At 61.9% G+C, this 26,205-nt stretch carries 23 protein-coding genes; 9 read left to right on the top strand and 14 right to left on the bottom strand.

Annotated features, from left to right (window positions below; genetic code table 11):
- Positions 1–114 precede the first annotated feature (114 nt).
- The 5 genes from ABIB44_RS05440 to ABIB44_RS05460 all read right to left on the bottom strand — a co-directional run bounded on the left by ABIB44_RS05440 (position 115) and on the right by ABIB44_RS05460 (position 7,259).
- Positions 115–1,731 (bottom strand): NFACT RNA binding domain-containing protein, encoded by a 1,617-nt coding sequence (locus tag ABIB44_RS05440; RefSeq protein WP_354583599.1) that lies wholly within the window; start codon positions 1,729–1,731, stop codon positions 115–117.
- Positions 1,732–1,740: 9 nt separating this feature from the next.
- On the bottom strand, positions 1,741–2,100 hold the full coding sequence (locus tag ABIB44_RS05445) for a cupin domain-containing protein (protein ID WP_354583600.1): 360 nt from the start codon (positions 2,098–2,100) through the stop codon (positions 1,741–1,743).
- 157 nt (positions 2,101–2,257) lie between these two features.
- Positions 2,258–3,025, bottom strand: a complete 768-nt coding sequence (locus tag ABIB44_RS05450; RefSeq protein WP_354583601.1) for an MBL fold metallo-hydrolase — start codon at positions 3,023–3,025, stop codon at positions 2,258–2,260.
- A 119-nt stretch (positions 3,026–3,144) separates the two neighbouring features.
- On the bottom strand, positions 3,145–3,528 hold the full coding sequence (locus ABIB44_RS05455) for a response regulator (protein ID WP_354583602.1): 384 nt from the start codon (positions 3,526–3,528) through the stop codon (positions 3,145–3,147).
- Positions 3,529–3,596: 68 nt separating this feature from the next.
- Entirely contained in the window at positions 3,597–7,259 is a 3,663-nt protein-coding gene (locus tag ABIB44_RS05460) for a PAS domain S-box protein (RefSeq protein ID WP_354583603.1), read from the bottom strand.
- A 135-nt stretch (positions 7,260–7,394) separates the two neighbouring features.
- Here ABIB44_RS05460 and ABIB44_RS05465 point away from each other — a divergent pair, with 135 nt between their 5' ends.
- From ABIB44_RS05465 to miaA, 4 genes are all read left to right on the top strand, one after another.
- Positions 7,395–8,546, top strand: coding sequence for a glycosyltransferase (locus ABIB44_RS05465; RefSeq protein ID WP_354583604.1), 1,152 nt, complete (start codon positions 7,395–7,397; stop codon positions 8,544–8,546).
- Positions 8,547–8,581: 35 nt separating this feature from the next.
- Positions 8,582–10,261: an amidase gene (locus ABIB44_RS05470; RefSeq protein WP_354583605.1), complete on the top strand. Its 1,680-nt coding sequence runs from the start codon at positions 8,582–8,584 to the stop codon at positions 10,259–10,261.
- Between the two features lie 130 nt (positions 10,262–10,391).
- Positions 10,392–12,398 (top strand): OmpA family protein, encoded by a 2,007-nt coding sequence (locus ABIB44_RS05475; protein ID WP_354583606.1) that lies wholly within the window; start codon positions 10,392–10,394, stop codon positions 12,396–12,398.
- A gap of 42 nt (positions 12,399–12,440) precedes the next feature.
- Entirely contained in the window at positions 12,441–13,361 is a 921-nt protein-coding gene (gene miaA, locus ABIB44_RS05480; RefSeq protein WP_354583607.1) for a tRNA (adenosine(37)-N6)-dimethylallyltransferase MiaA, read from the top strand.
- A gap of 132 nt (positions 13,362–13,493) precedes the next feature.
- Here the strand turns inward: miaA and pfkA are convergent, their stop codons facing one another.
- Positions 13,494–14,465 carry a 6-phosphofructokinase gene (gene pfkA, locus ABIB44_RS05485; protein ID WP_354583608.1) on the bottom strand — a complete coding sequence of 324 codons (972 nt, stop codon included), beginning with the start codon at positions 14,463–14,465 and terminating at the stop codon, positions 13,494–13,496.
- Between the two features lie 333 nt (positions 14,466–14,798).
- Between pfkA and ABIB44_RS05490 the strand changes: the two genes are divergently transcribed.
- Positions 14,799–15,158 (top strand): TerB family tellurite resistance protein, encoded by a 360-nt coding sequence (locus ABIB44_RS05490; protein WP_354583609.1) that lies wholly within the window; start codon positions 14,799–14,801, stop codon positions 15,156–15,158.
- 101 nt (positions 15,159–15,259) lie between these two features.
- Here the strand turns inward: ABIB44_RS05490 and ABIB44_RS05495 are convergent, their stop codons facing one another.
- The 4 genes from ABIB44_RS05495 to ABIB44_RS05510 form a co-directional block, all read right to left on the bottom strand.
- A complete protein-coding gene (locus tag ABIB44_RS05495) occupies positions 15,260–16,474 on the bottom strand; it encodes an aspartate aminotransferase family protein (protein ID WP_354583610.1) in 1,215 nt (404 codons plus the stop codon).
- Positions 16,475–16,645: 171 nt separating this feature from the next.
- A complete protein-coding gene (locus tag ABIB44_RS05500; RefSeq protein WP_354583611.1) occupies positions 16,646–17,122 on the bottom strand; it encodes a hypothetical protein in 477 nt (158 codons plus the stop codon).
- A 25-nt stretch (positions 17,123–17,147) separates the two neighbouring features.
- The gene (locus ABIB44_RS05505) at positions 17,148–17,609 is read right to left on the bottom strand and encodes a hypothetical protein (protein ID WP_354583612.1); all 462 of its coding nucleotides are present in this window, start codon (positions 17,607–17,609) and stop codon (positions 17,148–17,150) included.
- Positions 17,610–17,674: 65 nt separating this feature from the next.
- The gene (locus ABIB44_RS05510) at positions 17,675–18,223 is read right to left on the bottom strand and encodes an RNA polymerase sigma factor (protein ID WP_354583613.1); all 549 of its coding nucleotides are present in this window, start codon (positions 18,221–18,223) and stop codon (positions 17,675–17,677) included.
- A gap of 246 nt (positions 18,224–18,469) precedes the next feature.
- On the opposite strand from ABIB44_RS05510, the gene ABIB44_RS05515 reads away from it, so the two are divergent.
- The 4 genes from ABIB44_RS05515 (at position 18,470) to ABIB44_RS05530 (ending at position 22,008) form a co-directional block, all read left to right on the top strand.
- Entirely contained in the window at positions 18,470–19,024 is a 555-nt protein-coding gene (locus tag ABIB44_RS05515; RefSeq protein ID WP_354583614.1) for a pyridoxal-dependent decarboxylase, read from the top strand.
- A gap of 41 nt (positions 19,025–19,065) precedes the next feature.
- Complete coding sequence (locus tag ABIB44_RS05520; protein ID WP_354583615.1) at positions 19,066–19,986, top strand: pyridoxal phosphate-dependent decarboxylase family protein; 921 nt, start codon at positions 19,066–19,068, stop codon at positions 19,984–19,986.
- A gap of 93 nt (positions 19,987–20,079) precedes the next feature.
- Positions 20,080–20,892 carry a class I SAM-dependent methyltransferase gene (locus ABIB44_RS05525; RefSeq protein WP_354583616.1) on the top strand — a complete coding sequence of 271 codons (813 nt, stop codon included), beginning with the start codon at positions 20,080–20,082 and terminating at the stop codon, positions 20,890–20,892.
- Between the two features lie 204 nt (positions 20,893–21,096).
- Entirely contained in the window at positions 21,097–22,008 is a 912-nt protein-coding gene (locus ABIB44_RS05530) for an ABC transporter substrate-binding protein (RefSeq protein ID WP_354583617.1), read from the top strand.
- 93 nt (positions 22,009–22,101) lie between these two features.
- Here the strand turns inward: ABIB44_RS05530 and ABIB44_RS05535 are convergent, their stop codons facing one another.
- The 4 genes from ABIB44_RS05535 to ABIB44_RS05550 form a co-directional block, all read right to left on the bottom strand.
- A complete protein-coding gene (locus tag ABIB44_RS05535) occupies positions 22,102–23,058 on the bottom strand; it encodes a transketolase family protein (protein WP_354583618.1) in 957 nt (318 codons plus the stop codon).
- Between the two features lie 46 nt (positions 23,059–23,104).
- A complete protein-coding gene (locus ABIB44_RS05540) occupies positions 23,105–23,746 on the bottom strand; it encodes a hypothetical protein (protein WP_354583619.1) in 642 nt (213 codons plus the stop codon).
- A 2-nt stretch (positions 23,747–23,748) separates the two neighbouring features.
- Complete coding sequence (locus ABIB44_RS05545) at positions 23,749–25,131, bottom strand: vWA domain-containing protein (RefSeq protein WP_354583620.1); 1,383 nt, start codon at positions 25,129–25,131, stop codon at positions 23,749–23,751.
- Between the two features lie 129 nt (positions 25,132–25,260).
- Positions 25,261–26,148, bottom strand: a complete 888-nt coding sequence (locus tag ABIB44_RS05550; protein ID WP_354583621.1) for a transketolase — start codon at positions 26,146–26,148, stop codon at positions 25,261–25,263.
- Between the last annotated feature and the right edge of the window lie 57 nt (positions 26,149–26,205).

Below are 26,205 nucleotides of genomic sequence, written 5' to 3' on the forward strand. Positions count from 1 at the left end.
CTGCAATTACTTGCAGTGGGCTTTTTCGTGTAGCACGTCGCCATCGCGGGCGAGTAGCTGAACGAGCAAAACCGGCGCTTGAGGCCGTGCATCGAAATGAAGCAGCGCTGGATGCTACGGCTGCGAATGCTCCCGCTCGAACGGGTTGCCCGGCTTCACCAGCACTACCCGCTCGCGCTCCACGATTACCTGCCCCGGCCGGGCTCCGCGCGGTTTGCGCACAAATTTTTTGGGCGTGACGGTGACCGGGCACAGCGTATCGTTCTGGCGCTTGGAGTACCAGCCAGCCAGCATGGCGGCGTGCTCGACCACGGGCTCGGGCACAGTTTGCCCGGCGCGGTGCCGGATAACGACGTGTGAGCCGGCCACGTCCTTGGCATGCAGCCAGAGGTCGTCCTTGTGCGCGTATTTCTGGGTGAGCAGGTCGTTGTTTTCGGCGCTGCGGCCTACCAGAATGGTGAAGCCCCGGTCTTCGAATACTTTGAAGGGCAGTTCGCCTGGCACTTTGGTATTGGCATTGGCGGTGGGGTCGAGGCCGTGCTGCTTGCGCCAAACGCGCAGGCCGCGCAGCTCGGCCAGGGCGGGCTGGTTGTCCATTTCCTCCAGCCGCTCCAGGGCCGTAAAGGCTTCGGCCTCGCGGCGGGCAATGCGCTCGGTGAGCTCCCGCTCTTCGATTTGCTGGTTTTTGGCTTTGCGGTAGAGGTTTTCGGCGGTGCGCTGGGGCTTTTCGCGGGGCTTGAGCTTGATGACGCGCGGCTCGTTGGTGTAGAAATCAATTACCTCGACCTGGGCCGCGCCGGGCGCGATGGCGTGCAGGTTGGCCATAATAAGGTCGGCGGTATTGCGGTAGCCGGCCTCGTGGGCCAGGGCGTGCAGGCGGCGACGGGCGTGGGCGGCGGCGGTGCCAGCCTCGTCGGCCCGGCGCGTGAGCATTTGGCGCAGCTGGTGCGTTTCGGTTTCGAGGGCACGGCGGCCCAGGGCCATGGGCACAAAGCGGCGCAGGGCGGCGATGGAATCGTCGCCGGCGAAGGTTTCGAGCACCTCCCCGAGTGGCAGCAGGCTAAGCCGGGTGCGGCCATCGAGCTGAATAATGTAGTAATGGGCCGGCTTTTCGAGTTGGGCCAAAACCTGGTTTACCTGGCGGGCGCGGGCGTCGGGCGCGGCTTCGTCGTAGCCGTGGGCGCGCAGGTAGCGCAGCGGCAAGTCGGCCAGCGGCGGCGGGAGTTTTACCGATGTCTGAACCGCGGATTTATCGGATTCGTCGGATTCGTCGGATTTTGTGGGCGTCGTGGGCGTCGTGGGTTGCGGGCGCAGGTCGGCATCGGCCAGCAGCTTTTGCTGGAAGAGCTGGGCGGGCGCGTCGGGCGCGGAGCGAAAAATGGCGTTGGGGCGCGGGCCATAAAGCTTGAACACGAGGCGCGCGCCACTGCGGAAATTCACCTGCAGCACCCGGTCCTGGGGCCAGGCGGCCACGGATTCGACCTGCTCGCCCAGCAAATCGGGGAATAAGTCGACGGAGTTGGCACGGGCGCGCTGGAAGGTTTCGGGCAGGGCCAGGGCGGGGAAATTCGCGCCCAGCTGCGCTTTCAGCCAGAACTCGGCCGTGCCGTTGGTGAGGCCGACCACCAGCTCATCCTTTTCCTGCGTGAAGCAGGCGGCCACGCGGTAGCCCCGCAGCCCCTCGGTGAGCGCGGGGGCCAGTTGGCGCAGATAGTAGTAGTTGGTATGCAAGGAGAGCGCCTAAATCCGGAGAAGGTCGTGCCGGGTCAGAGCGTGCTCCACGGTGCCGGTGTGGCGCGTGGCCTGGGGCTCGACGAGCATAATCCAGGTTTCCTCGCTGGCATACGGCCGGTGCTCTACGCCCCGGGGTACCACCAGCATTTCGCCCGGATTGATGGTGGACGTATGGTCGCGAAACTCGATGTGCAGCTGGCCCCGCACCACCACGAAAAGCTCGTCTTCGGCCTCGTGGCTGTGCCAGATAAATTCTCCCTGCACTTTGGCCAGCTTCACGTGCTGGTCGTTCAGGTCGGCCACCACGCGCGGGTGCCAATGGTCGGAGAACTGTCCGAATTTTTGGTCGAGGTTAATAACGTTCATAGGAGAAGGCTGAAGCAGAAACGAGCTGGGATTTCTTCAAACGAAACCGCGTGCGGCCGCGAAGCAGTTCCGGCTGACGAATGACTTGGCAAATAAGGGAGTGTCACCCTCGGGCCACCAATGGCCGGGATAGGGGCACAAGGCGCGTATCCAGAGCTTAAATCTCCACTTTCAGCCCATCGTAGGCCAGCCGAATCCACGGGGGCAGGTCGGCTTCCACCTCGGCGTGGCGGCCCAGCTGGTGGCTGATGTGGGTGAGATAGGCGCGCTTGGGGGCGGCCTCCTCCAGCACTTCGACGGCCTGGGCCAGGGTGAAATGCGAGATGTGCTGCTCGCGACGCAGGGCGTTGAGCACGATGACATCGGCCCCGCGCAGCTGGGCGCGGGTTTCGGGGCTGAGGTGGTTGGCATCGGTCAGGTAGCAGAAATTACCGATGCGGAAGCCCAGCACCGGCAATTTGTGGTGCATTGCCCGCAGCGGCAGCACGGGCACCCCCAACACGTCGAACGGTTCGTCGTCGCGCTCAATGGGGTGCAGCACCACGCGGGGTACGCCGGGGTACTTGTGCTCGGCGAAGATGTAGGCAAATTCCTGCTGGAGCTGGCGGAGCACGCGCGGCTCGCCATACACGGGCATATCGGTCTGCTGCCGAAAGTTGAAGGCCCGGATGTCGTCGAGGCCGGCGGTGTGGTCCTTGTGCTCGTGCGTGAAAAGCAAGCCATCGAGGTGGGTGACGCGGGCACGCAGCATCTGCTGCCGGAAATCGGGGCCGGAGTCGATAACGAGACTGCGCCCGTCCACCACCACGTGTACCGACACGCGCAGGCGGTGGTCGCGGTGGTCGAGCGAGCGGCACACGGCGCAGGTGCACCCAATCATGGGCACCCCCGACGAGGTGCCCGTACCGAGGAATGTTACTTGCACTTCGTTTGAATTAAAAATTAAGAATTAAAAATCAAGGATTACTCAAAGCCAACCCAGTAGAACATACAGGCTCAACACTTTGATATTTTTAATTCTCAATTTTTAATTCTTAATTCAACTTAGCCCACGTACTGCTTCACCACGCGCACGAGAGCGTCGAAATCGAGCGGCTTGGGCAGGTAGTCGGTCACGCCGGCCTCGCGGAACTGGTCCATCGAGTAGTTATTGGCGTTGCCGGTGATGGCGATAATGGGCAGCTTGTTGATTTTAGGGTCTTCGTGGGCGCGGATTTCGCGGGTGCACTGCATGCCATCCTTCACGGGGATGTTGATGTCCATCAGAACGCAGTCGATAGGGTTACTTTCCAGCTGCTTGAGGACCTCGCCACCATTTTTAGCCAGCACAATCTTGTACTTCTGCAGCTCAAGAATTTTGCGGGTGAGGTTGAGAATAACCGAACTGTCTTCAGCAATCAGAATCATCTTTTGAGTATCAACAGACATGCGCGTGGGGTTTGTTTTGTGAGGGGAGTGAGATGGTAGAATAGCAAAGGGGAATTGGTAGCCGTGCCTTATTCGGTAGCGGCAACCCGCTGCACGGCCGCCGGATATTCGGCGACGAACTGTGCAAAGTAATGTTCCAAAAGTCGAAAGCCCGCCGCCCCCGCTTCCATACGTCCTTCTTTGAACTGGCGTTCGAGGTAGCGGGCCTGGGCGGCCAGGGCCACACCGCCGAGCGTTGAAGCCGTGCCCTTGAGCTGGTGAAGCATGGGCAACAGCTCGCGGAACTCGGCGCTGGCTACGGCGGGGGATGCGTCGCGCAGCAGGTCGCCGGCTTCCTGCTCGAATTCCTGGTATAGGTCGGTAGTAAATTCCGCCCCGCCCAAATCCATGAGCTGGTGCAGAATAGCCTCATCAAGGATGGGCTCGGCCGGGGCTCCGTCGGGTTCGGGCACCACGAGCTTGGCCACGGGGGCCACTACCGGCGGCAGCAGTATGGCCGACGCCGCTACCGTGGCAGCCGACGTGGAGCGCGGGCCGCGCGGGCGCAGCCAGCGGTGCAAAACTTCGTAGAGGTGGCGGCTTTTCACGGGCTTGCCCACGTAGTCGTCGAGGCCCTGGCGCATGAAACGGCCGGCATCTTCCTGCATCGAGTAGGCCGTCATGGCCACCACGGGCGGGCAGGCGCTGCCCAGCAGGCGGCGAATTTCGGCCGTAGCCGCCACGCCGTCCATGTCGGGCATCTGGATATCCATGAAAATCATGTCGTATTCCAGGCCGGGCGTTTTCACCAGGCCGATGGCTTCGGGGCCGCCGCCGGCCACGTCGACCTCGCACCCCAGGCGCGAGAGCAGGCGCTGGCCCACTTTCTGATTGATGGCGTTGTCGTCGACGAGCAGCACGCGGGGCGGGTCTTCAAAGGCCTTGAAGACGGGCTCACGCACGGGGGCTACTTCGGGCAGCTCATCGCGCCGGGCCTCGCGGGTGGCAATCGTGAACCAGAACACCGAGCCCTCGCCCTCATCGGAAAGCACGCCGATTTCGCCACCCAGCAGCTCGGCCAGCTGCCGGCTGATGCTCAGGCCCAGGCCCGTGCCGCCGTAAGCCTTGCTGGGCGTGGTATCGAGCTGGGTGAAATTGGTGAAGAGCCGGGCCGCGTTTTCACTCGAAATACCGATGCCCGAGTCCTGCACCGCAAAGCGCAGGGTGTGCAGCTCGCCGTCGGTGCTCACGCTGCTCACCACGATGCTCACGGTGCCCTCGTTGGTGAACTTAATGGCGTTGGCCACTAGGTTGCTCAGAATCTGCAGCAGGCGCACTTCATCGGTTACCACCAGGGCCGGCGTGTGGGGCGTGATGTGGTAGGTGAAGCGAATGTTCTTCTGCTCGGCGCGGTAGATGAACAGGGAGCGAATGCGCTCCATGACGGCGGTGAGTTCCAGCGCCGACTCGTGAATCTGGAGCTTGCCGGCCTGGATTTTCGACAGGTCGAGAATGTCGTTGAGAATGGTGAGCAGGGCATCGGAGCTCTTGCGCAGGGTGTCGACGTAGTCGAGCTGCTCGTCGTTTTCCACCGTCTGGTCGAGCAGGTCAATCATGCCGATGATGCCGTTCATGGGCGTGCGCAGCTCGTGGCTCATGTTGGCCAGAAACTGGGTTTTGGCCTCGAGGGCGGCTTCGGCGGCATCCTTGGCCAGGCGCAGGTCGTCCTGCATCTGGCGAATTTCGGTTACGTCGCGGGCAATGCCCTCGGTGCCGCGCTGGCCATCGGCCGAGAGGCGGGCATTAACGAGCACGCTCACGGGGTGGCCCAGCTTGTGCCACATCTGGGTTTCGAAGTTGCGCAGGCCGCCATTGCGCGCCAGCTCGCCCCCCACGCGCTCGGGGTCGGAGGGTTCGACGTAATAGAGCGCCACAGGCTGCCCCATTACCTCTTCGGGCTCATAGCCCAGCACTTCGCGCACCGAAGGGCTGACGATGGTGAGCAGACCCTCGTCGTTGGTTTGATAGTAAATGTCCTGAAACGACTCGAAAATGGAGCGAAACTTCTCCTCCTGAGCTTCCAGGGCCAACTGGGCGCGTTTCTGCTCGGTGATGTCGTGGGCAATAGCCGATATTTCCTCAAAGGAGCCGTCGCCCAGGTAAATTGGGTTCAGGTAGATGTCCGTCCACACATCGTAGCCGCGCACGTCGCGCAGGCGCATCTCGAAGCGCTGGGCCTGGCCTTTGGCGGCCGCATCGTAGTGCTGCACAAACATGTCGCGCTCGTCAGCGGGCAGCTTCTTCAGGTCGGCTTCCCAGAGATTGATACCACGCATGGGATAGGTGCCGTTGCGCCGCAGGAACAGGGCCGCGTAATTGCGGTTGAAGTTCATGAGGTGGCCGTGGGTGTCCACGGTCCACATCACGTGCGAGCCGCTCTCGAAAATAGCGTTCAGGCGGGCCGTTTGGCGGCCAATCTGCTCCTCGTTGCGCTTGCGCTCGATGGCCAGCGCCACCTGGTTCGAAATGAAGTGCAGCACGTCGAGGTCGCCGGGCGTGTAGGCATCTACGCGGTGGTAGTCCTGCACGGCCAGCACCCCGATAATGCGGTCGCCGATGCTCAGCGGCGAGGCCAGCATTACCTCGGGCACCTGGCCGAAAATGGTGAGCGTGCCGCTGCGCACGAGCTGCTGAAAATCGGCGTGGGTGAGGTAGCGCGGCTGCCCGCCGGCGATGATGTACTCCGACACGCCCCCGGCAAACGGCTGAGCCGAATGCGGCCGGTTCTGCGGGTACTGGTCGACGTGGTACACGAACTGGAGCTGCGTGCGGGTGTCGTCGCAGAGGGCGATGAACAGGTTGCTGGTTTCAATAATCTTACTCAGCTCGCGGTGAATGGCTCCGTAGAGGCTGGGCAAGTCCTTGGCCGAGATGGCCAGGTTGGCAATGCTGTAGTATACTTTCTGGAGTCGCTCGGCCTTGATGCGGTCGGTGATGTCGTGCAGAATGGCACGGCTGCTCATCGGCTGGCCTTCCTCGCGCACCACGCTCATGCTGCCGATGAGGTGCACCGGCTTGCCCAGGCTGGTCAGAAATACGGTTTCAACCTTGTTCACCGGCTCCCCATCATATAGGTTGCGCAGCTGATAGAGCAGCTTGGCCTTGTAATACGGGTGCACCACGTCGGCGAGGGTGCGGGTGGCCAGCTCGGCATCGGAGTAACCGAGCTTCTCCTTCCAGGCCTTGTTTACGAACAGGAAGGCGTTGGTGGCGCTCAGGTGCTGCACCAGGTCCTGGGCATTGTCGAGGAAATCCTGGAGGTGCGTGCTGTCGTTGGCCAGGGCCGGCGATGCCAGGGTCATTTCGTTGGCTTCCTGGCCGGACATCCACACGCCGGTAACTTTGCCGGCGGTGTCGCGGGTGTAGCCTGCGCGCCAGTGCACCAGCCGGGGCTGGCCGCCCTGGGTGAGCAGGGTGCGGTCGTAGCTGCTGGGCAGGGTTTCGGTGGCCACGCCTTCGAGGAAATCGCGGCGGCGCTGCTCGCGCTGGCCCGGAGCCATAAACATTTCGTGGCCGCGCTGGCCCAGCACCTGCTTGCGCGTGTAGCCGGTGAGGGTAAGAAAAACGTCGTTGGCTTCCACAATAACTCCGTCGGTATCGAGCAACAGGTAGAGCTGCCCCATCTGGTCGAGCATCGACGCCGACGAAGGAGCAACGGGGCGGGCAGAAGCAGCAGCCGAAAAAGGAGCCATGAAAGAACGACTTATGGAAGGCCGGGAGAGATATTTCCGGCTAAGATAATTCCGAAGCCGTGAGGCCCGGGCTGTAAATTTGAACAAAAAAACTTAGCGCCGGGCCATTTGGGGCGGCGCACCCACTATCGCTCCGTGCCCAACCCCCTCGCTCCCCGGCTGGTTTTCGCCGTTACCACCGATTTGTGCTTCGACCAGCGCATGCAGCGCATCTGCGGCAGCCTGGCGGCGGCGGGCTACCGGGTGCAGCTGGTGGGCTGGCAGCGGCCGGCTTCTCCGCCCCTCACACCCCAGCCTTACCAACAGCACCGCCTGCGCGGCTGGTTTCAAAAAGGCAAACTTTTCTACCTCGAATACAACCTGCGGCTGCTCATGTATCTGCTGGGCCAGCGGGCGGCGGCCTGGTGCGCCTGCGACCTCGATACGGCCCTGCCGCTGTGGCTGCGCGCCCGCCTGGGCGGCCAGCCGCTGGTATACGATGCCCACGAGCTGTTCACGGAAGTGCCCGAGGTAGTGGCCCGCCCCGCCGTGCAGCGCCTGTGGCGGGCCATCGAAAAATTTATCGTGCCGCGCGCCCGGCTGGCCTACACCGTGGGTCCGGCGCTGGCCCGGCTGTTCGAAACGCGCTATGGGCGGGCCTTCGGCGTGGTGCGCAACGTGAGCCGCTACGAACCGGCCCCCTTTCTGGAAACGACCGGCAGCTACATTCTCTACCAGGGCGCGCTGAACGTGGGGCGGGGCCTGGAGCAGCTGCTCGACGCTATGCCGTTGGTAGCGGGGCGGCTGGTGCTGTGCGGCGAGGGCGACTGCTCGGCCGCGTTGCGGGCCCAGGCGGCGCGGCTGGGGCTGCTCGCTTCGGGCTCGGACCCGGTAGGGAAGGTGGAGTTTCGGGGCTTCGTGCTGCCGGCCGAATTGCGCGAGGTGACGCGGCAGGCGGCGGTGGGCATTATGCTGCTGGAGAACGTGGGCCTGAGCTACTACTACTCGCTGGCCAACAAGTTTTTCGACTACGTGCACGCCGGCATTCCGCAGGTCCTCATCGACTTCCCCGAGTACCGCGCCCTCAACGACGCGTTCGACGTGGCCGAGCTGGTGGCCGACCTTGCCCCCGCCACTCTGGCCGCCGTCCTCAACCGCCTGCTGCCCGGCGGCGACGCGGCCCGCTACCAACACCTAGCCGCCAACTGCCGCCGCGCCGCACCGCACCTCAGTTGGCAGCAGGAGGCGCAGGGGCTGCAACGGCTGTGGGCCGGGGTAGTGCCGCTGGCTTCGGCAGCCGGAGTCTAATTTGCATCTTTAGTTCTGCTTTGACTATTCCGTTCATGAAAAAACTCCTACCTGCCCTGCTGCTCGGCACGGCCTGCTTCGCCGCCGGTGCCTTCGTGGCCCGGCCCACGGCTCCCGACGAAATTACGGTACCCATGCTGCGCACGGCCCAGCAGCTGTTCGGGCTGAATTTCAGCGACGCGCAGCTCGACTCGACGCGCCGCAACCTGAGCGGCTACCGCGACAGCTACGAGGCAATTCGCAAGGTAAATCTGCCCAATAGCGTGGCCCCGGCCGTGGGCTTCGACCCGCGCCCGCTGCGCCTGCGGCAGGCGCAGGTGCCGTCCGCGACCTACAGCGCCGGCAAGCTGCCCGAAACCGGCAAAGTGAAGCTGCCCGCTAACCGCGACGGCCTCGCCTTTTACACCGTACGGCAATTGGGCGAGCTGCTGCGCACCAAGCAGATAACGTCTGAAGAGTTGACCACCTTCTTCCTGGCTCGCCTGAAGAAGTACGACCCACAGCTGCACTGCGTCATCACCCTCACCGAGGAACTGGCCATGCAACAGGCCAAGCAGGCCGATGCGGAAATAAAGGCCGGCAAATACCGGGGGCCGCTGCACGGTATTCCGTTCGGAGCGAAGGACTTATTTAGCGCGAAGGGCTACAAAACCACCTGGGGCTCGGTGCCTTACAAAGACCAGGTGCTGGACGAGGATGCCGCCGTGGTCGAGCGCCTACGCGCGGCCGGAGCGGTGCTGGTGGCCAAGCTCACGCTGGGCGAGCTGGCGCAAGGCGACGTGTGGTTTGGCGGCAAGACCCGCACGCCCTGGGACGTGACCAAGGGTTCGAGCGGGTCGTCGGCCGGGTCGGCTTCGGCGGTGGCGGCGGGGCTGGTGCCGTTTGCCATCGGCACCGAAACCCTGGGCTCCATCGTGAGCCCGAGCACGGCCTGCGGCATCACAGGCCTGCGCCCCACCTACGGTCGCGTGAGCCGCGCCGGTGCCATGGCCCTGAGCTGGACCATGGACAAGGCCGGCCCGCTGGCCCGCTCGGCCGAGGACTGCGCCATGGTGCTGGCCGCCCTGTGCGCCGCCGGCCCCGATGCCCGCGACCCCGCCACCCTGTTGGCCCCCAACCGCTTCGAGTACGCATTTGGCAGCGATGTCAAAAAACTGCGCGTAGGCTACCTCAAAACGGCCTTCGAGCAGAATTACCCCACCAAGGCCAACGACTTGGCCACCCTCGACGTGCTGCGAAAGCTGGGCGTGGAGCTGGTGCCGCTGGAGCTGCCCGCGCTCTCGCCGGGCATGCTGCGCTTCGTGCTCACGGCCGAGGGCGCAGCGGCGTTCGACGAGCTTACCCGCTCGGGCCGCGACGGGCAGATGGTGCTGCAAAACCGCTCGGCCTGGCCCAACACCTTCCGCTCGTCGCGCTTCATTCCGGCCGTTGAGTACATTCAGGCCCAGCGCGTGCGCAGCCTGCTCATCGAGCAGATGGACGCCCAGCTGAAGGGTTTCGACTGCTACATCGCGCCCTCGTTCAGCGCCAACCTGGTGCTCACCAACCTCACGGGCCACCCGGCGGTGGCCCTGCCCAACGGCCTCACCACCGCCGGCCTGCCCACCACCATCACCTTCATGGGCCAGCTCTATGAGGAAGGCAAGCTGCTGGCCCTGGCCAAAGCCTACCAGGATGCCACCGACTTCGACGAAAAGCATCCGCCGCTGCAATAGCGCCGGTTTTCAGCCGTCTTATCCTTTCTACTGAAAGGCGAGCGCGGCCCGGTGATACCTGGCGGGGCAGTACCTTGCAGGTTACCACGGAATGGCAATGGCGGGCCGTGGGTTGATTTTAGTCCGGCTTATGAGGTTTTTTCTGACGCTGGTTACCCTGTTGTGGGGCGCGGGGCTGCGGGCGCAACCGGCACTGCCGCCGGCCGTGTTTACCGATGCCGCCAGGCGCTGCCAACTCACGTACGCCAGCCCGTGGCAATTGCAAAAGCGGCCTACTGCCGGGGCTACGGCCACTTTCCGAGCCGGCGATACGGCAGCGGTAGCCACGCTGCGCATCATGCCGCTGCCCGACGACCGGCGCGATTTCCGCCTGCTTGGCGAGGGCCGGCCCGATTCGGTGCTGCGCCGCATCCAGCAGCTGCCGCTCGTGCAGGTGCTGCGGCTCGACCAGCGCGCCGGGGCCAGCTTCGACGAAGTGGCTTACGACTATACCTACGGCGGCACCGCGCTCGGCGCCCGCATCCACGTGCTGGGCCGCCAGCTGTGGCGCGGCGGCTACGCATTTCGGGTCGAATACCGGGCCCGCGTCAGCCACGACACCGCTTACCTGGCCGCCGGCCAGGCGCTGCTGGCCTCATTTGCCTTCACCAGTACGCCCTGGCCCAGCCGCCGCTACGACGACCAGCTTTGCGACGGCAAGATGTACGGCATCGCGGCCCTGCGCACCGTCGATGGCCATTGGGAAGACGACTGCCGGAGCATCCACGAGTTCGTGGCCGACGACCCCACGGCCGCGCCCAAGGTGCACCGCCGGGTACTGCCCTTCCAGTCCTACGCGCTGGCTAAGGGGTTCGATAACTGCCTGTACTCGGTCACAAAGGCCCCTACCGATGCGCCCGAACGGGTGTACCGCTATGACCCCGCCACTCGCCAGGGGGCTTACACCGATTGGGTGTTGCCCCGCCAGGGGCCCGAAAACGTCTGGATTTCGGCCAGCACCGACGACCGCGGCGACCTCTACTTCATGGCCTCCGATGCCAACCTGCTGGTGCGCATCAGCCCGCACGATGGCCAGGTGAGCACCGTTTGGACCGCCGACCCGCTGCGGAAAGCGCCGTTCTACCCCTACATCGCCTTCGCCAGCGCCGGCACCCACGGCAATTTCTGCCTCGACGATGCTAACACCATGTACCTGGTATACAGCACCGATGGTTCGCTCCTGAAAATCGACCTACCCACTCGAAAGCCCTTCGCTGAGCAAATGGCCCTTGGCGGCCTGCCCGCCCGCGGCGGCTACAGCGACCTGCTGATGCAGAACGACGCTGCCGGCCGCCGCCGCATGTACCTAGCCGGCCCGCACGCCCTGTATACCGTCGATTTGGCCCGGCACCAGGCCACCCGCCTGCGCAAAGGCACCTACACCGACTTGGCCGGCTGCAACCTGTTTCGGGTCGTGACGCCACCGCGCCCGGCCCCGCCTGCGCCCGCCACTGCCACCTGGGATGGCCGCGTGCTCGATGCTACTACTTTTCAGCCCCTGCCCGCCGCCAGCCTGCGCCTGAACCGCGCCGAGGGCAGCGTGGGCGTGTTGCTCTCGGCAAAGGGCGACTTCGCCTACACCAGCACCTCGCCCGGCCGCCCCTACCGCTACCACGTGGAGCACCCCGGCTACTTCCCAGCCGACAGCACCTGGCCCGCCGCGCCCGGCCCGCTGATGCGCGACGTATTGCTGCGGCCCCTGGCCGTGGGCGAAACGCTGCCCCTGGCCCAAGTGCAGTTCGAGCAGAGCAAGGCCGTGCTGCTGCCCACTTCCTACCCCGCCCTGGGCCGGCTGGTGCGCCTGTTGGTTGATAACCCCGGCCTGCACATTGAGCTGCGCGGGCACACCGATAACGTAGGGCCGCCCGAAAAAAACGTCGTGCTCAGCGAGCAGCGGGTCGATGCCGTTATGGCCTACCTCGTGGGCCACGGCGTGGAGGCCCCGCGCATCACCGGCCTGGGCCTGGGCGGGGCCGAGCCGCTGGCTAGCAACGAGCAGGAGGCTACCCGCCGCCTCAATCGCCGCGTCGAGTTTCGCATCACCGGCCTCGACCCGCCCAAAGTGGAGTCGGAGATGCCCGAACCCCAGCAGCCGTAGGGTAAGCGGCCCAACATTTGTCGTTATCAAACAGCATCCCCCTTGCCTCTGCTCCCACCTCACCTCCTTGCTCAACTAGCCCCCACCGCCGCCGACCCGCGCCCCGTGCTGCTCACCATTGCCGGCCCCACGGCCGTGGGCAAAACGGCCCTGTGCGTGCAGCTGGCCCAACAGCTCAGCACCGAAATCGTGTCGGCCGACTCGCGCCAGTTTTTTCGCGAGCTCAGCATTGGCACGGCCAAGCCCACGCACGCCGAAATGCAGGGCGTACCCCACCACTTTATTGATAGCCACGGCATTGCCGAAGACTACAGTGCCGGCCGCTTCGCCACCGACTGCCACGCGGTATTAGAAAAACTGTTTCAGCAACACCCCGTCGTCATCCTCACCGGCGGCTCGGGCCTTTACGTGCAGGCTGTGACAGACGGGCTGGATTCCCTGCCCGACGTGCCGCCCGACGTGCGCGCTCAGCTGCACACCGAGCTGGCCACCCACGGCCTGCCCCACCTCGTAGCCGAGCTGGCCGCAACCGACCCCGTGGCCCACGCCCGCATCGACCAGCAAAATCCGCAGCGCATCGTGCGCGCCCTCGAAATCACGCGCGCTACCGGCCGGCCGTTCTCCAGCTTCCACACCACCGGCCCGCCGCCCGAAAGCCCGCTTTTTCGCAACGTGAAGGTGGCCCTCACCCGCGAGCGCGAGGAGTTGTATCAGCGCATCAACTTACGCGTTGAGCACATGCTGGCCGCCGGCCTGCTCGAGGAAGTGCGCGGCCTGCTGCCCTACCGCCACCACCACGCCCTGCAAACCGTGGGCTACACGGAAATATTTGGCTTTCTGGAGGGCGAATACGACTGGGCCGAAGCCGTGCGCCTGCTTCAGCGCAACACCCGCCGTTACGCCAAGCGCCAACTCACGTGGCTGCGCCGCGATACCGCGTACGAGTGGGTGGAGTTAGGATAAGAGGACATCAAGAAGAACGCCATGCGGAGCGAAGTCGAAGCATCTCTACTGCGTAACTAATCAATTTTAGGACTGCGGTAGAAATGCTTCGACTTCGCTCCGCATGACGTTCTTTTCGGCTTTCTTCCAGTGCTATACGCTTAGTATCTCCACCATCCGCATAAAGCTCTGGTTGATGAGTTTCTTTTTGTTGATGGTGTCGATGAACGGCGTGTATACCAGCTTTTTATCCACGATGCCGGCCATTACGTTGCGCATGCCGTTCATCAGGCCCTCCACGGCGGCAATGCCGATTTGCGAGCCCAGCAGGCGGTCGGCGGCCGTGGGCGAGCCGCCCCGCTGAATGTGGCCGATGACCGTGACACGGGTGTCGAGCTGCGGAATGGCTTCCTTCACGCGGGCCGCCGTGATGGTGGCGTTGCCTTCGTCTTCGCCCTCGGCCACGATGACGATAAACGACGTTTTCGAGCGTTTCCAGCCAGCCTGCAAGGTATCAATCACGACATCTACGCTCATCTGGGTTTCCGGAATCATCACGATTTCGGCCCCGCCGCCGATGGCGCACGGAATGGCAATGTAGCCCGAGTCGCGGCCCATTACCTCCACAAAGAAGCAGCGGTCGTGCGAGTCGGCCGTGTCCCGGATTTTGTCGATGCAGTCCAGGGCCGTGTTCACGGCAGTGTCGTAGCCGATGGTGTAATCGGTACCGTAAAGGTCGTTATCGATGGTGCCCGGCGCGCCCACCGTCGGAATGCCAAACTCTTCCTCAAAAATCATGGCTCCGGTGAACGTACCGTTGCCGCCAATGGCTACCAAGCCCTCAATCCCATTGTTCACCAGCTGGTCGAAAGCCTGCTGGCGACCTTCTTTGGTCATAAATTTCTGGCTGCGGGCCGATTTCAGGATGGTACCACCCTTTTGAACGGTATTGGAAACCGAAGCCGAGTCGAGGCGCACGAACTCACCCTTAATCATGCCGCTGTAGCCCCGCATAATTCCGTACACCTCAATGCCGTGGTACGTGGCCGTGCGTACTACCGCGCGAATGGCGGCGTTCATGCCCGGCGCATCGCCTCCACTGGTAAAAACCGCAATTCTCTTCATCTGAACATTCATAAAGCAAGCAGGCGCGCAAAAGGCCCCCAAACCCCGCAAAGTTGGCGAAATGAACGCAAACCCTCAACTCCCGCTCAAAGATTAGCGTAAAACCCTTGATTAGCATTTTTCTGATTTGCGTAGTAAACCCGTAACAATCAGTCTATTTTCCGTGTAACTTACCAGACAAATCAGTTTTTCGGTTTAAGATTCATCTTTTCACCCTTAATTCCCACGTTTATGTTCGGATTTTTTCAAAATGACCAGAACAAAAAAATAAAGAGCCATTTGTTGAATCTCGCAGCGCTGGCGAAAGCCGACGGGCATATCGACGCGCGGGAAATGAACTTTATTATTGCGGTAGGCAAGAAGAATGGCATCAGCTCGTCGGAAGTACAGGAGTTGGTGTCGGGTGCCAAGGGGGCCAGCAACGACCTGCCCACGAACGATTCCGAGCGGTTCGACCAGATTTTCGACCTCGTCGATATGATGCTCGCAGATGGCATCGTGGACGACACGGAAATGGATTTTTGCATTATGATGGCCGAAAAGCTGGGCTTCCGCAAGGCCATCGTGGGGGTGTTGGTGCGCAAAATTTCGCAGGGCGTGAAGGATGGCCACCCTCGCGAGCGCATCAAGGAAGAGAGCACCCAGTTTCTGAATTACAACGAACTGCCGCGCCCTACTATCAGCGTTAACTAACAGCTACTTGCCCGCCGCTACGGCGGTTGCTCCGGCCCGTTGGGGCGGCTCGTTTGGCGGGCCGCCCCAACGGGCCGGGTTCGTTGCGGGCAACCTTGCTCCTACTCACCGGTCACGTAAGCAATGGCCCGGAGCAGCGCCGCGCAGGCCTCATCAATCTCCGCCTCGCTGATGGTGAGCGGTGGGGCCAGCCGCAATGAGTTGTCGCAGAACAGGAACCAGTCGGTGAGGATGCCCTCGTGCTCCAGGGCCCGGTCGATAATGGGCTTGAGGACGGCGAAGGAGTCGAACTCTACTGCCAGCAGCAGGCCGCAGCCGCGCACGGCCCGGATGGCCGGATGCCGCAGCTGCGCCCGAAACCGCGCCGCTTTAGCGGCTACGCCGGCGGGCAGCTGCTCGTCCTGCATGATTTGCAGGGTAGCCAATGCCGCCGCGCAGCTCACCGGGTGCCCACCAAACGTAGTGCAGTGCCCCAGAATGGGGTTGGTTTTGAAGCCCGACATTATTTCGGTGCTCGCAATGAAGGCCCCGATGGGCATGCCGCCGCCCATGCCCTTGGCGCACACCAGAATGTCGGGCTCGATGCCGAATTGCGTAAAAGCCCACATGGTGCCGGTGCGCCCGTAGCCGCACTGAATCTCATCCAGAATTAGCAGGGCACCCACTTCGCGGCAGCGGCGACGCAGAGCCGGTAGGTAATAGGGCGAGGGCACGCGCACGCCGGCTTCGCCCTGCACGGTTTCGATGACCACGGCCGCCGTGCGCTCGGTGATGAGCAGCAGGTCGGCAAAATCGTTGTGGCGGATGTGGCGCACGTCGGGCAACAGCGGCCGGAAGCTGTTCTTAAAATCCTCGGAGCCGGTGATGGACAGCGCGCCGTGGGTGGAGCCGTGATAGGCGTTGAGGCAGGAAATGAGCTCGGTGCGGCCGGTGTGGCGCTTGGCCAGCTTCAGCGCGCCCTCGATGGCCTCGGTGCCGGAGTTGGTGAAAAACACCGAATCGAGGTGGGCGGGCAGCGTTTGGTGCAGGGCCTGGGCCAACTGGGCGGGTACGGCCTGCACCAGCTCGCCGTACACCATCAGGTGCAGGTATTTATCGAGCTGGGCCCGGATGGCGGCCAGCACGCGCGGGTGGCGGTGGCCCACGTTGCTCACGCCGATGCCCGAAATCAGGTCGAGGTAGCGGCGGCCGTCCGGGCCGTACATGTACACGCCTTCGGCCCGCTCAATTTCCAGCAGCAGCGGAAAATCGGAGGTCTGGGCCTGGTGACGGAGGAAAAGCTGGCGCGGCGTGACCACAGATTTAACGGATTTCAACGGATTTAACGGGTTTTTTGGTTCAGTGCTCGCAAGCCAGGCCTGGAGACAAAGCGGCTGCAGCGGCTCACGTTATAGTAGAAACCGCGGTTGCAGGCCTTTGATTATCCCACAAAAGTAAAGAGGCCGCTGCGGGGGCAGCGGCCTCTAAAAAAACGGCGGATAGCCAGCTCAATCGTTGCCCGCCCCGCCCGGCCCCGCCCCACCGGCTACGCGCTTGATAACTTCCTTCGTGAAGTCGCGCTCGGCCTGGAACAGCTGGGCTACCTGGCGCAGCGAAATGACTTTTTGAAATTTGTCGAAGTATTCCTTTTCAAGATTCAACTCCTGTTGGCGGGTATTGAAGGACTGGGCGAAATTATCGCGCAGCTGCTGGTCGGTCATGCCTTCGGTGATATCGCGGCGCAGCAGTCGGCCACTGCGATTGAGCTCGCGGCGGTGGTCGGAAAACTCATTGTAGAGCGGCCAGAATTTTTGAGCCTGGTCCTGGGTGAGGGAAACGCGGTTGGTAATGAAAGCAATTTTAGCGTTTTCGAGCTGGCCGAGGCGTTGCGCCCGGCGGCCGCCCTGGGCCTGCGCGGCCGGTGCCAGCGTGAGCAGCAGCGCGGCGAAGCTTAGCAAACGAAATACAGACGAGAATAAGGACATGACAGTAGAACGGATGAACAGGGGATTATAAATAAGTAGGGTCGTCGGTGGGCTGGGCGTCGAGTGCATCGTTCAGCTCCTCATCCGACACGCGCAGGAAGCCTTTGGCAATACCGGGATGCGCGGCGGTAAGGGTGGCCAAATCAGAAGTTTCGACCCGGGCCCCGCTCGTGAGCAAGTAGTTGGCCAGTTCGGTGCGGGGCACGGCATCCAGCGAGGCGGTGCTAGCCGTAGCGGGTACCAGCGGGGCCGAGCCGCTCAGGTAAAAAGAAGCGGCGAAGCCACCCAGCACGGCTACCGAGGCCAGCCCGGTACGCAGGGCCGGCGATAGCAACGAGAGCCAGCCCCAGGCAGGGGTGCGCTCCTCAGCCTGCGGCAGGCGGGCCATGATGCGGGTGGGCAGTTTATCGAAGTAGTCGGCGGGCGGGCTGCTCAGCAGCGGGCGGGGCCGCCGGGGGTGCGCGTCGAGCTTGAAGGCAGGTTTCATGAGCGTTTGATGATAGCAAAGGTCGAACGTTTAATTCAACGGATAAAAAATTGTATAGGAATAGGTTAGTCGGCGGTATTGCGGGTTACGTAGTCTTCCACCTTCTTCACGGCGTGGTGGTAGCTGGCTTTCAGGGCACCCACGCTGGTGCCGGTTACTTCGGCCATCTGCTCATAGGGCATTTCGTCGTAGTAGCGCAGGTTGAAAACCAGGCGCTGCTTGTCGGGCAGGCGCAGAATGGCTTGCTGCAGCTTCAGCTCAATCTCGTCGCCGGCAATGGCGGGGTCGGCTTCGATTTTGGCGGCCAGCTCGGCTCCCACGTCCGTGAGCGGCAGCAGAAACTTGCGGCGCTTGCTGCTGAGGAAGTTCAGGCACTCGTTGGTGGCGATGCGGTAAATCCAGGTGAAGAGCTGGGCATCCTGGCGGAAATTCTCCAGGTGCTTCCACACTTTGATGAACACGTCCTGGGTGAGGTCGTCGGCGTCGTCGTGGTCGACCACCATCTTGCGCACGTGCCAGTACACCTTGCTCTGGTACTTGCGCACGAGCTGGTTGAACGCCAGGTTGCGGCTGGCGGGGTCCTGGAACTTGAGAAGTATTTCGTGGTCTTCCAAACGCGGAGGGAAACTTGCCTGGGCGGCGAAGGCAAGGGTTGGACGCCCAGGTAAAGGTCGCGTTTAATGCTCCTCGCTAAAAATTCTGTTTAGCTCCATCTCGACGTCGAGAATCCCTACTTATTACCGCCAAAGCTTGGGCTCACCGGCTACTCATACCTTGCCTTTGTAGTATATTCATACTTCGATGTTCTAACCAAGGGCTGGCTGTCCGGCAGGGCACCCCACCCGCACCCCCAACGCTATATGAGCCAGCACCGGGAGTCGCCCATTGCTATGGGCAAAGCAGAATTCAAGCGCCTCGGGCACGAGTTGGTTGATACCATTGCCGAATTTATCGACACCATCCACGAGCGGCCGGTGACAACCGGCGAAACTCCGGGTCAGATTCGGCAACTGCTGGGGAAAGCCACCCTGCCCGAGCACGGCGCTCCGGCCGACGCCCTGCTGGCGCGGGCCACTGAGTTGGTGCTCAACCACTCGCTGCTCAACGGCCACCCGCGTTTTTTGGGCTACATCACGTCGTCGGCGACGCCCCTTGGTGCCTTGGCCGACTTGCTGGCGGCCAGCGTGAACCCCAACGTAGGAGCCAACATTCTGAGCCCGATGGCCACGGCCATTGAGCAGCAAACCATCGGCTGGCTGGCCGAGCTTATCGGGCTGCCGGCGGGCTACGGCGGCGTGCTGGTGAGCGGCGGCAACATGGCCAATTTCACCGCCTTTCTGGCCGCCCGCACCGCCAAAGCCTCCCCGCACCTAAAGGCGCAGAGGGCCTGGCCGGCACGGGACAGGAGTTGGTAATGTACTGCCCCAGCACTAAGCATAGTTGGATTGAAAAAGCGGTGGTCCTGTTTGGCTACGGCACCAATGCCATTCGGTGGATAGCCACCGATGCGGAGAACAAAATGGACACCGCCGCCCTCCAGCAGGCCATTGCCGACGACCTGCGCGGAAGTAAAACCCCGTTTATGGTAGTAGGCACGGCCGGTGACGTGAGCACCGGCGCGGTCGACGACCTTCGGGCCATTGCCGGCATCTGCCGGCAGTACGACCTGTGGTTTCACATCGATGGAGCTTACGGTGTGCCGGCCGCGGTGGTGCCCGCTTACCGGGCCCTGTTCGATGGCATGGCGGAAGCCGACTCCATTGCCCTCGACCCGCACAAATGGTTGTATAGCCCGCTCGAAGCCGGCTGCACACTCGTCAAAAATCCGAAGCACCTGCTCGACACCTTCAGCTCCCATGCCGCCTACTACAATTTCGACAGCACCGACGGCGACATTCCTGCCCACAACTACTACGAGTTTAGCCTACAGAACTCCCGGAGCTTTCGGGCCCTGAAAGTCTGGCTAGGGTTGCAGCAAGCCGGCCGCGACGGCTATGTGCAGCTGATTAGCGCAGACATTGCCCTGGCCCGCCTCCTGTTCGAGCAAGCCGCCGCCCACCCGGAGCTGAAAGCCATCAGCCACAGCTTGAGCATCAGCACGCTGCGTTATGTACCCAGCGAGTGCCGCGACGGCCGGCCCGAAACAGCAACTTACCTAAACGCCCTAAACGAAGCGCTGCTAAATGAGCTGCAGCGCGGCGGCGAAGTCTTTTTATCGAATGCCGTGGTACGGGGCAGTTATTGCCTACGGGCCTGCGTGGTCAATTTTCGGACCACCGCGCAGGACATCGATGCAATCATTCAAATAATCGTTAGGGAAGGTCGGGAAACGCACCTTAGGCTTCAGCAGCAACCTGTATCCACAGCAGTCGCCTAGGGTTACGGGAAAAGCCAATAATCACGAATTGATAAGTGGCAGTAAATTTATATATTTAATAAAATATATTATTAAATCAGAAAAATGTAAGCCATGAATCCGAACAAAGCCCTCTGGGAAAAAGGCGATTTCACGCAAATTGCCGATACGATGCGTCGAAGCGGAGAAGAGCTGGTGGACAAGCTCGATATCACAAGAGGCATGAAAGTGCTGGACCTGGGCTGCGGCGACGGCACCACTGCCATTCCCGAAGCCCAGCACGGCGCGGAGGTGCTCGGCGTTGACATTGCCCGCAATCTGGTGGAGGCCGGCAACAAACGCGCCGCCGCCGCGGGCCTCGCCAACTGCACGTTCCAGGAAGGCGATGCTTGCGACCTGGACGGCATCCCGGACAAATCCTTCGACCGGGTGGTGAGTGTGTTCGGGGCCATGTTCGCGCCCAAGCCCTTCGACGTGGCCAAGGAAATGGTGCGCGTAACCAAGCCGGGCGGAAAAGTCGTGATGGGCAACTGGATACCCGGCGACCCCACCCTGGTGGCGCAAATCCTGAAAATCAGTTCGGCCTACACGCCGCCGCCGCCCGAAGGCTTTATCAGCCCGATGACCTGGGGCGTCGAGCGCAACGTAGTGGAACGCTTCGGCCAGGCCGGCATTCCGCCCGAGCGCATCAGCTGTGAGAAAGATACTTTTACCTTCACGGCTCCCTACTCGCCCGCCACCTACATGGGCTTGTTCAAGGACTTTTATGGCCCGACCATGAATGCATTTGACGCGGCGGAAAAGAATGGTAAATCGGCTGATTTGCAGCAGGAACTGACTGCTCTGTTCAACAGCCAGAACCAAGCCGCTTCGCCGGACAATACGCTGCTGACGGCCACATACCTGCGGGTTACGGTAGACTGCTAAGCCTCGTGACCGCAGTTTTCCGACTATCGGCCAAGGGCCGTAGATACGCAAAAAGCCTCCGTAGCTTAAGCAGCTGCGGAGGCTTTTTGCGTGTTGTGAAGGCATTACATCATAACTTTCATGCCTACACGGCGGCTACGGTGGCAGCATCGGTGGGAACACCTCCGGACGCTTTCCGTTCTTTTACAAACCTTTATTTTTCGCATGCCTTCCCTCCGTATTGCTCTCGACTGGACACCGAACACCAATCACACCGGCTTTTTTGTTGCGCAAGAGTTGGGGTATTATGCGGCCAGTGGTATCGAGCTGCACATCCTCAGTCCCGCCGCCGACCAGTACGCCACCACGCCCGCCAAAAAGCTGGAGCTGGGCGAAGTTGATTTCGCCGTCGCTCCTTTCGAAAGCGTTATCAGCCTCAACACCAAGCCGGCTCGCGTGCAGGCGGTGGCCATTGCGGCCCTGCTCCAGCAAGACATCAGTTCGATTGCTACGCTGGCCGCCAGCAGCATTGCCCGGCCCCGGGACCTGGACGGGCGCACCTACGCCTCGTACCGCGCCCGCTACGAAGACGCCATTGTGCGCCAGCTCGTCATCAACGATGGCGGCACGGGCGATTTCACCGTCGCCTATCCCGAAAAGCTGGGCATCTGGAACACGCTGCTGACCGGCGCGGCCGACGCGACCTGGATTTTTGATAACTGGGAAGGCGTGGAAGCCGAAACGCAGGGCGTGGCGCTGCGCACCTTCGCGCTGGCCGACTACGGCATTCCGTACGGGTACTCGCCGGTCGTGATGGCAACGGCGGCGGGTATCGCGGCCCATCGTGCCGATTATACTGCCTTTGTGCAAGCCACTAAAAAAGGCTTTCAGTTTGCCATCACCAACCAGCGGGAAGCGACCGATATCCTGCGCAAACACGTACCCGAGAGAGATGCCCGCCTCATTGATTTAGAGAAAAGCCAGGCCGCCGCCACCGCAGTTTATGGCGAGGCCAGCGGCTGGGGCATCATGGCCGCAAGCCGCGTGGAGGCGTTTCTGGATTGGCTGATTGCGCACGGCTTAGAAACCGAAGCCGTGAAAAGCGTAACGCTGTTTACCAATTCCCTGCTCCAATAGCTGGGTTCGATGGGTGGAAACAGGACTTCGCAATAACGCAAAAGGCCCCGTAGCTGTAGCAGTTACGGAGGCTTTTGCGTTATTGTGAAGTCCTTACTTCTTCCGCTTCGTCACCGCTTCCACGGCGGCCACGATGGCGGCATCGGTGAGGCCGTATTTCTCCATCAGCTGGTCGGGAGTGCCGCTTTCGCCGAAGCTGTCGTGCACGGCCACCATTTCCAGGGGCAGGGGCTCTTCGCGGGCCAGCAGCTGGGCGATGCTGTCGCCGAGGCCGCCGTTCATCTGGTGCTCTTCGGCCGTCACCACGCAGCGGGTTTTGCGCACCGAGGCGAGGATGGCCTGCGCGTCGAGCGGCTTGATGGTGTGAATGTTGATGATTTCGGCGTTGATGCCCTTTTCGGCTAGGAGCTTGCCGGCGAGCACGGCCTTCCAGACGAGGTGGCCGGTGGCGAAGATGCTCACGTCGGGGCCTTCGTTCATGACCCAGGCTTTGCCGATTTCAAACTTCTGGTCGGCGGGCGTGAAGTTGGGCACAACGGGGCGGCCGAAGCGCAGGTACACCGGGCCGTGGTGCTCGGCGATGGCGAGGGTGGCGGCTTTGGTCTGGTTGTAGTCGCAGGGGTTGATGACGGTCATGCCGGGCAGCATTTTCATCATGCCCAGGTCTTCCAGAATCTGGTGGGTGGCACCGTCTTCGCCGAGCGTGAGGCCGGCGTGCGAGGCACAGATTTTTACGTTTTTATCGGAGTAGGCAATGCTCTGGCGAATCTGGTCATAGACGCGGCCGGTGCTGAAGTTGGCAAACGTACCCGTGAAGGGGATTTTACCGCCAATGGTCATGCCGGCGGCCACGCCCATCATGTTGGCCTCGGCAATGCCCACCTGGAAAAACCGCTCGGGGAAAGCCTTTTTGAAGGCATCCATCTTAAGCGAGCCAGTGAGGTCGGCGCAAAGGGCTACCACGTTGGGGTTGCTGGCACCCAGCTCGGCCAGGCCAGCGCCGAAGCCGCTGCGGGTGTCCTTCGATTCGGTGTAGGGGAAGTCTTTCATGGGGAATTGGGTTGGGGGCCGCGAGCGGCCTGACGTTACAAATTGATTAGCGACGGGCGCGTTTTTGCTTTAAATATTCTCGAACATCTTGGGCGGCAGCTTGGTCGCGCGGGTGGTCAAGCTGGTAAATCATTTTCTGCACTAGTATCGGGTCATTTCCATGAAACTGGTGTATCCACGTTTCTGCGGGAATGTAAAGCGTCAAGCCGCCGAGTGCAGCAAGTAGCAACAGTCGCATGCTGTAATGCTGTTTGAGTGCCAAGGATAGTATTGCAACAAGCAAACATGCTTCTCCAAAAAGCAGGATATTGGTGTTGTACTCCCACGCCATCAACCTGAACAAGACCCCTGCGAATATTGCTCCGCTACCAAAAGCAATTATTTGACGACGTACAGTATCGAAATTACTATTTCTTACATCAGTTGGTGCAATTTGACTATAGTGTTCCCCTGACTCATTAGCCATAAGATACTGTTCGTCATCAGCAGCTATTTGTAGAGGCGACAATGCTTTGAGCATATACACATCTGCTAAACCACCTAGACCAATTATGAGCAGGTAATCTGCGTTGCGTAGCTGAAACCAATTTGCTACGAATCCTATAACGGCTAGAATCCATGATATTACTTCTAGCTTAGGCAGCAATACATCAAAAAGAAAGCTCCTATTTGGCTCAGTCGTTTCCATAACTACTTCCCAAAGATGGCCACCGAAGTTGTTTGCCCGCTCCGAATACTGAAGTTGCGCACGTCGGTAAACTTGCTGCCGTTGCTAGTGGTCGTGCGAAACACCAAGCGGTAGGCACCCGGCTGCATCGGCAGGTTCATTTTGCTGCTGCCGCCGTCGGGCAGGCTGTAAATCCAGGTTTGCGATTCGTCGTCGTTTAGCTGGTAGATGCTGCCGTATCCTTTCAGGTCGGAGGTGATGTTGAGCGTACCGGGAGCGGCGTAGGTCACGGCCGATTCCTGGCCCTGTTTCACCACGACGCGGCGCACGATGCGCGGCAGCGTCAGCACTTCCACTTCGTAGTTGCCGGCCAGTAGTTTCTGGCGGCTGCCGAAGTTGCCGGCCGTCACGGTGGCGTGGTCGGGCGTGCGCACCACAGCGCGCATGGTGCCGTAGGGGTTGGGCGACAGCGGCGGGCTTTGCAGCACGAGCGTGCCCTGCGGCGTTTTGTAGGTGAGCACGTTGGCCTTGCCGGGAACGATAGCGAGGTTGGCCTGCCGCACCGGCGGCACGGTGTTGATAACGAGGTCGTAGCTCTGGAGGGCGTCAATAGCGAGCACGTCGGCCCGGCCCTGGGCGTCGCGGTAGTGCACGTAGTTGTACTCGGGCTGGCCGGTCACGTTATTCACGAAGGTGAGGTTAACGTTGCTTTCCACGGGCTGGCCGGCGGCGTCGGTCAGGTTCACGGCGACGGTGGTTTTGCTCAGGGTTTTGGCGATGACGTCGTTCATCACCGAGCGGAAAGTCGCTACTTCGGCGGCGTTGTAATACTGGCCGAGGCATTCGAGCTGCTTGCCAAACTCCCGCTCGGCCCCAATGCCAATCACGAACGGCTTCAGGAACACGCGCTTGCGCTGCAAAGCCAGCGAGGCCGCGCAGGGGTCGCGGTTGCACGATTCGAGGCCGTCGGTGATGAGCAGCAGCACGTTGCGGGAGGCTTTATCGCTGGGGAAGTCGTTGGCCGACTGTTCCAGCGAGTAGGTGATGGGCGTGTTGCCCTGGGCTTTGAGCTCGGCCAGCTTGCGCTTGATGGCGGCCGCGTTGCGCGGGGCAAAGGGCACTTCGAGGCGCGAGTCCTCGCAGTTCTTGTCGGCGTTCGGAAACTGATGGCCGTACACCCGCAGCGCAACTTCCAGGTTAGGGTAGCTGTTAAGCGAGTCGACCATTTTGCTGAGCATGCGCCGGGCAATGTTCCAGCGCGGCTGGCCTTCCCAAGGGGCCATCATCGAGCCCGAGGCATCGAGCAGGAAGAGAATGCGGGTGACTTTGGGCTTTTCGGGGGCCGCGTTCTGGGCGCGGGCCATAAACGCCAGCAGCAGCAGAGCCGCGCCGGCGATTAACCTCACGAGACCCCTCCGGGGCAGGCCCCCTCTCCCGCAGAGAGGGGGAGCCAAACGACTTCCGAACGAAATTGTCAGGCTCCCCCCTCTCCGCGGGAGAGGGGGGCCGGGGGGGTGAGGTTGCGCACGCACCGTTTAATAGTCGGCGTTGGTGCCCACTTTCAGCTGCTCCAGTGCCTCGGCCAGCTGCTTGTCGTTCGGCGCGATGCCGTGCCACTTGTGGCCATCCATCATAAAATCGACGCCGAAGCCCATTTTGGTGTCCATCACAAATAGGATGGGTTTGGCTTTGCCGGTGGCGGCCACGCAATTTTCGAGCATGGGCAGCAGGGCGTCGAAGTGGTTGCCATCGCCCTCAAACACCTGCCAACCGAAGGCCTTGAACTTGGCGCCGATATCGCCCAGGCCGCCAACTTCGTCGGTCGAGCCGTCAATCTGCTGGCCGTTGCGGTCGACGATGGCCACGAGGTTATCTATTTTCTGGTGCGAGGCGTAGAGGGCGGCCTCCCAGTTCTGGCCTTCTTCGAGCTCGCCGTCGCCCATGAGCACGAATACGCGCTGCTTGTCGCCATTCATTTTTTTGGCCTGGGCCGCCCCGCAGGCCACGCTCAAGCCCTGGCCCAGCGAGCCCGAGGCGATGCGCACGCCGGGCAAGCCCTCGTGGGTGGTGGGGTGGCCCTGCAGCCGCGAGTTCAGCTTACGAAACGTTGCCAGCTCGCTCACCGGGAAGTAGCCCGAGCGCGCCAAACAGGCGTACATGGTGGCCGACGTGTGGCCATTGGACAGGAAAAACAGGTCCTGGTCCTTGCCATCCATGTCGAAGGGTTGGGGCGTGTGCTTCATCACCTTGAAGTAGAGCGCGACCAGCAAATCGGTGATGCCAAGCGAGCCGCCGGGGTGGCCCGAGTTCACGGCGTGCACCATGCGCACGATGTCGCGCCGCACCTGAGCGGCAATTTCCTTCAGCTCGTCGATGGATTTCTCGGGGTTTTCGACGGTTTTGGCGGTGGTGGTATCGGACATAAGTCGGGAGTTGGGTTCGGTGAGTAAAGGTAGGTAACGGCCGCACGGTCTAACGGC

This window comes from Hymenobacter sp. UYCo722 (assembly GCF_040547115.1).
Taxonomy (GTDB): domain Bacteria; phylum Bacteroidota; class Bacteroidia; order Cytophagales; family Hymenobacteraceae; genus Hymenobacter.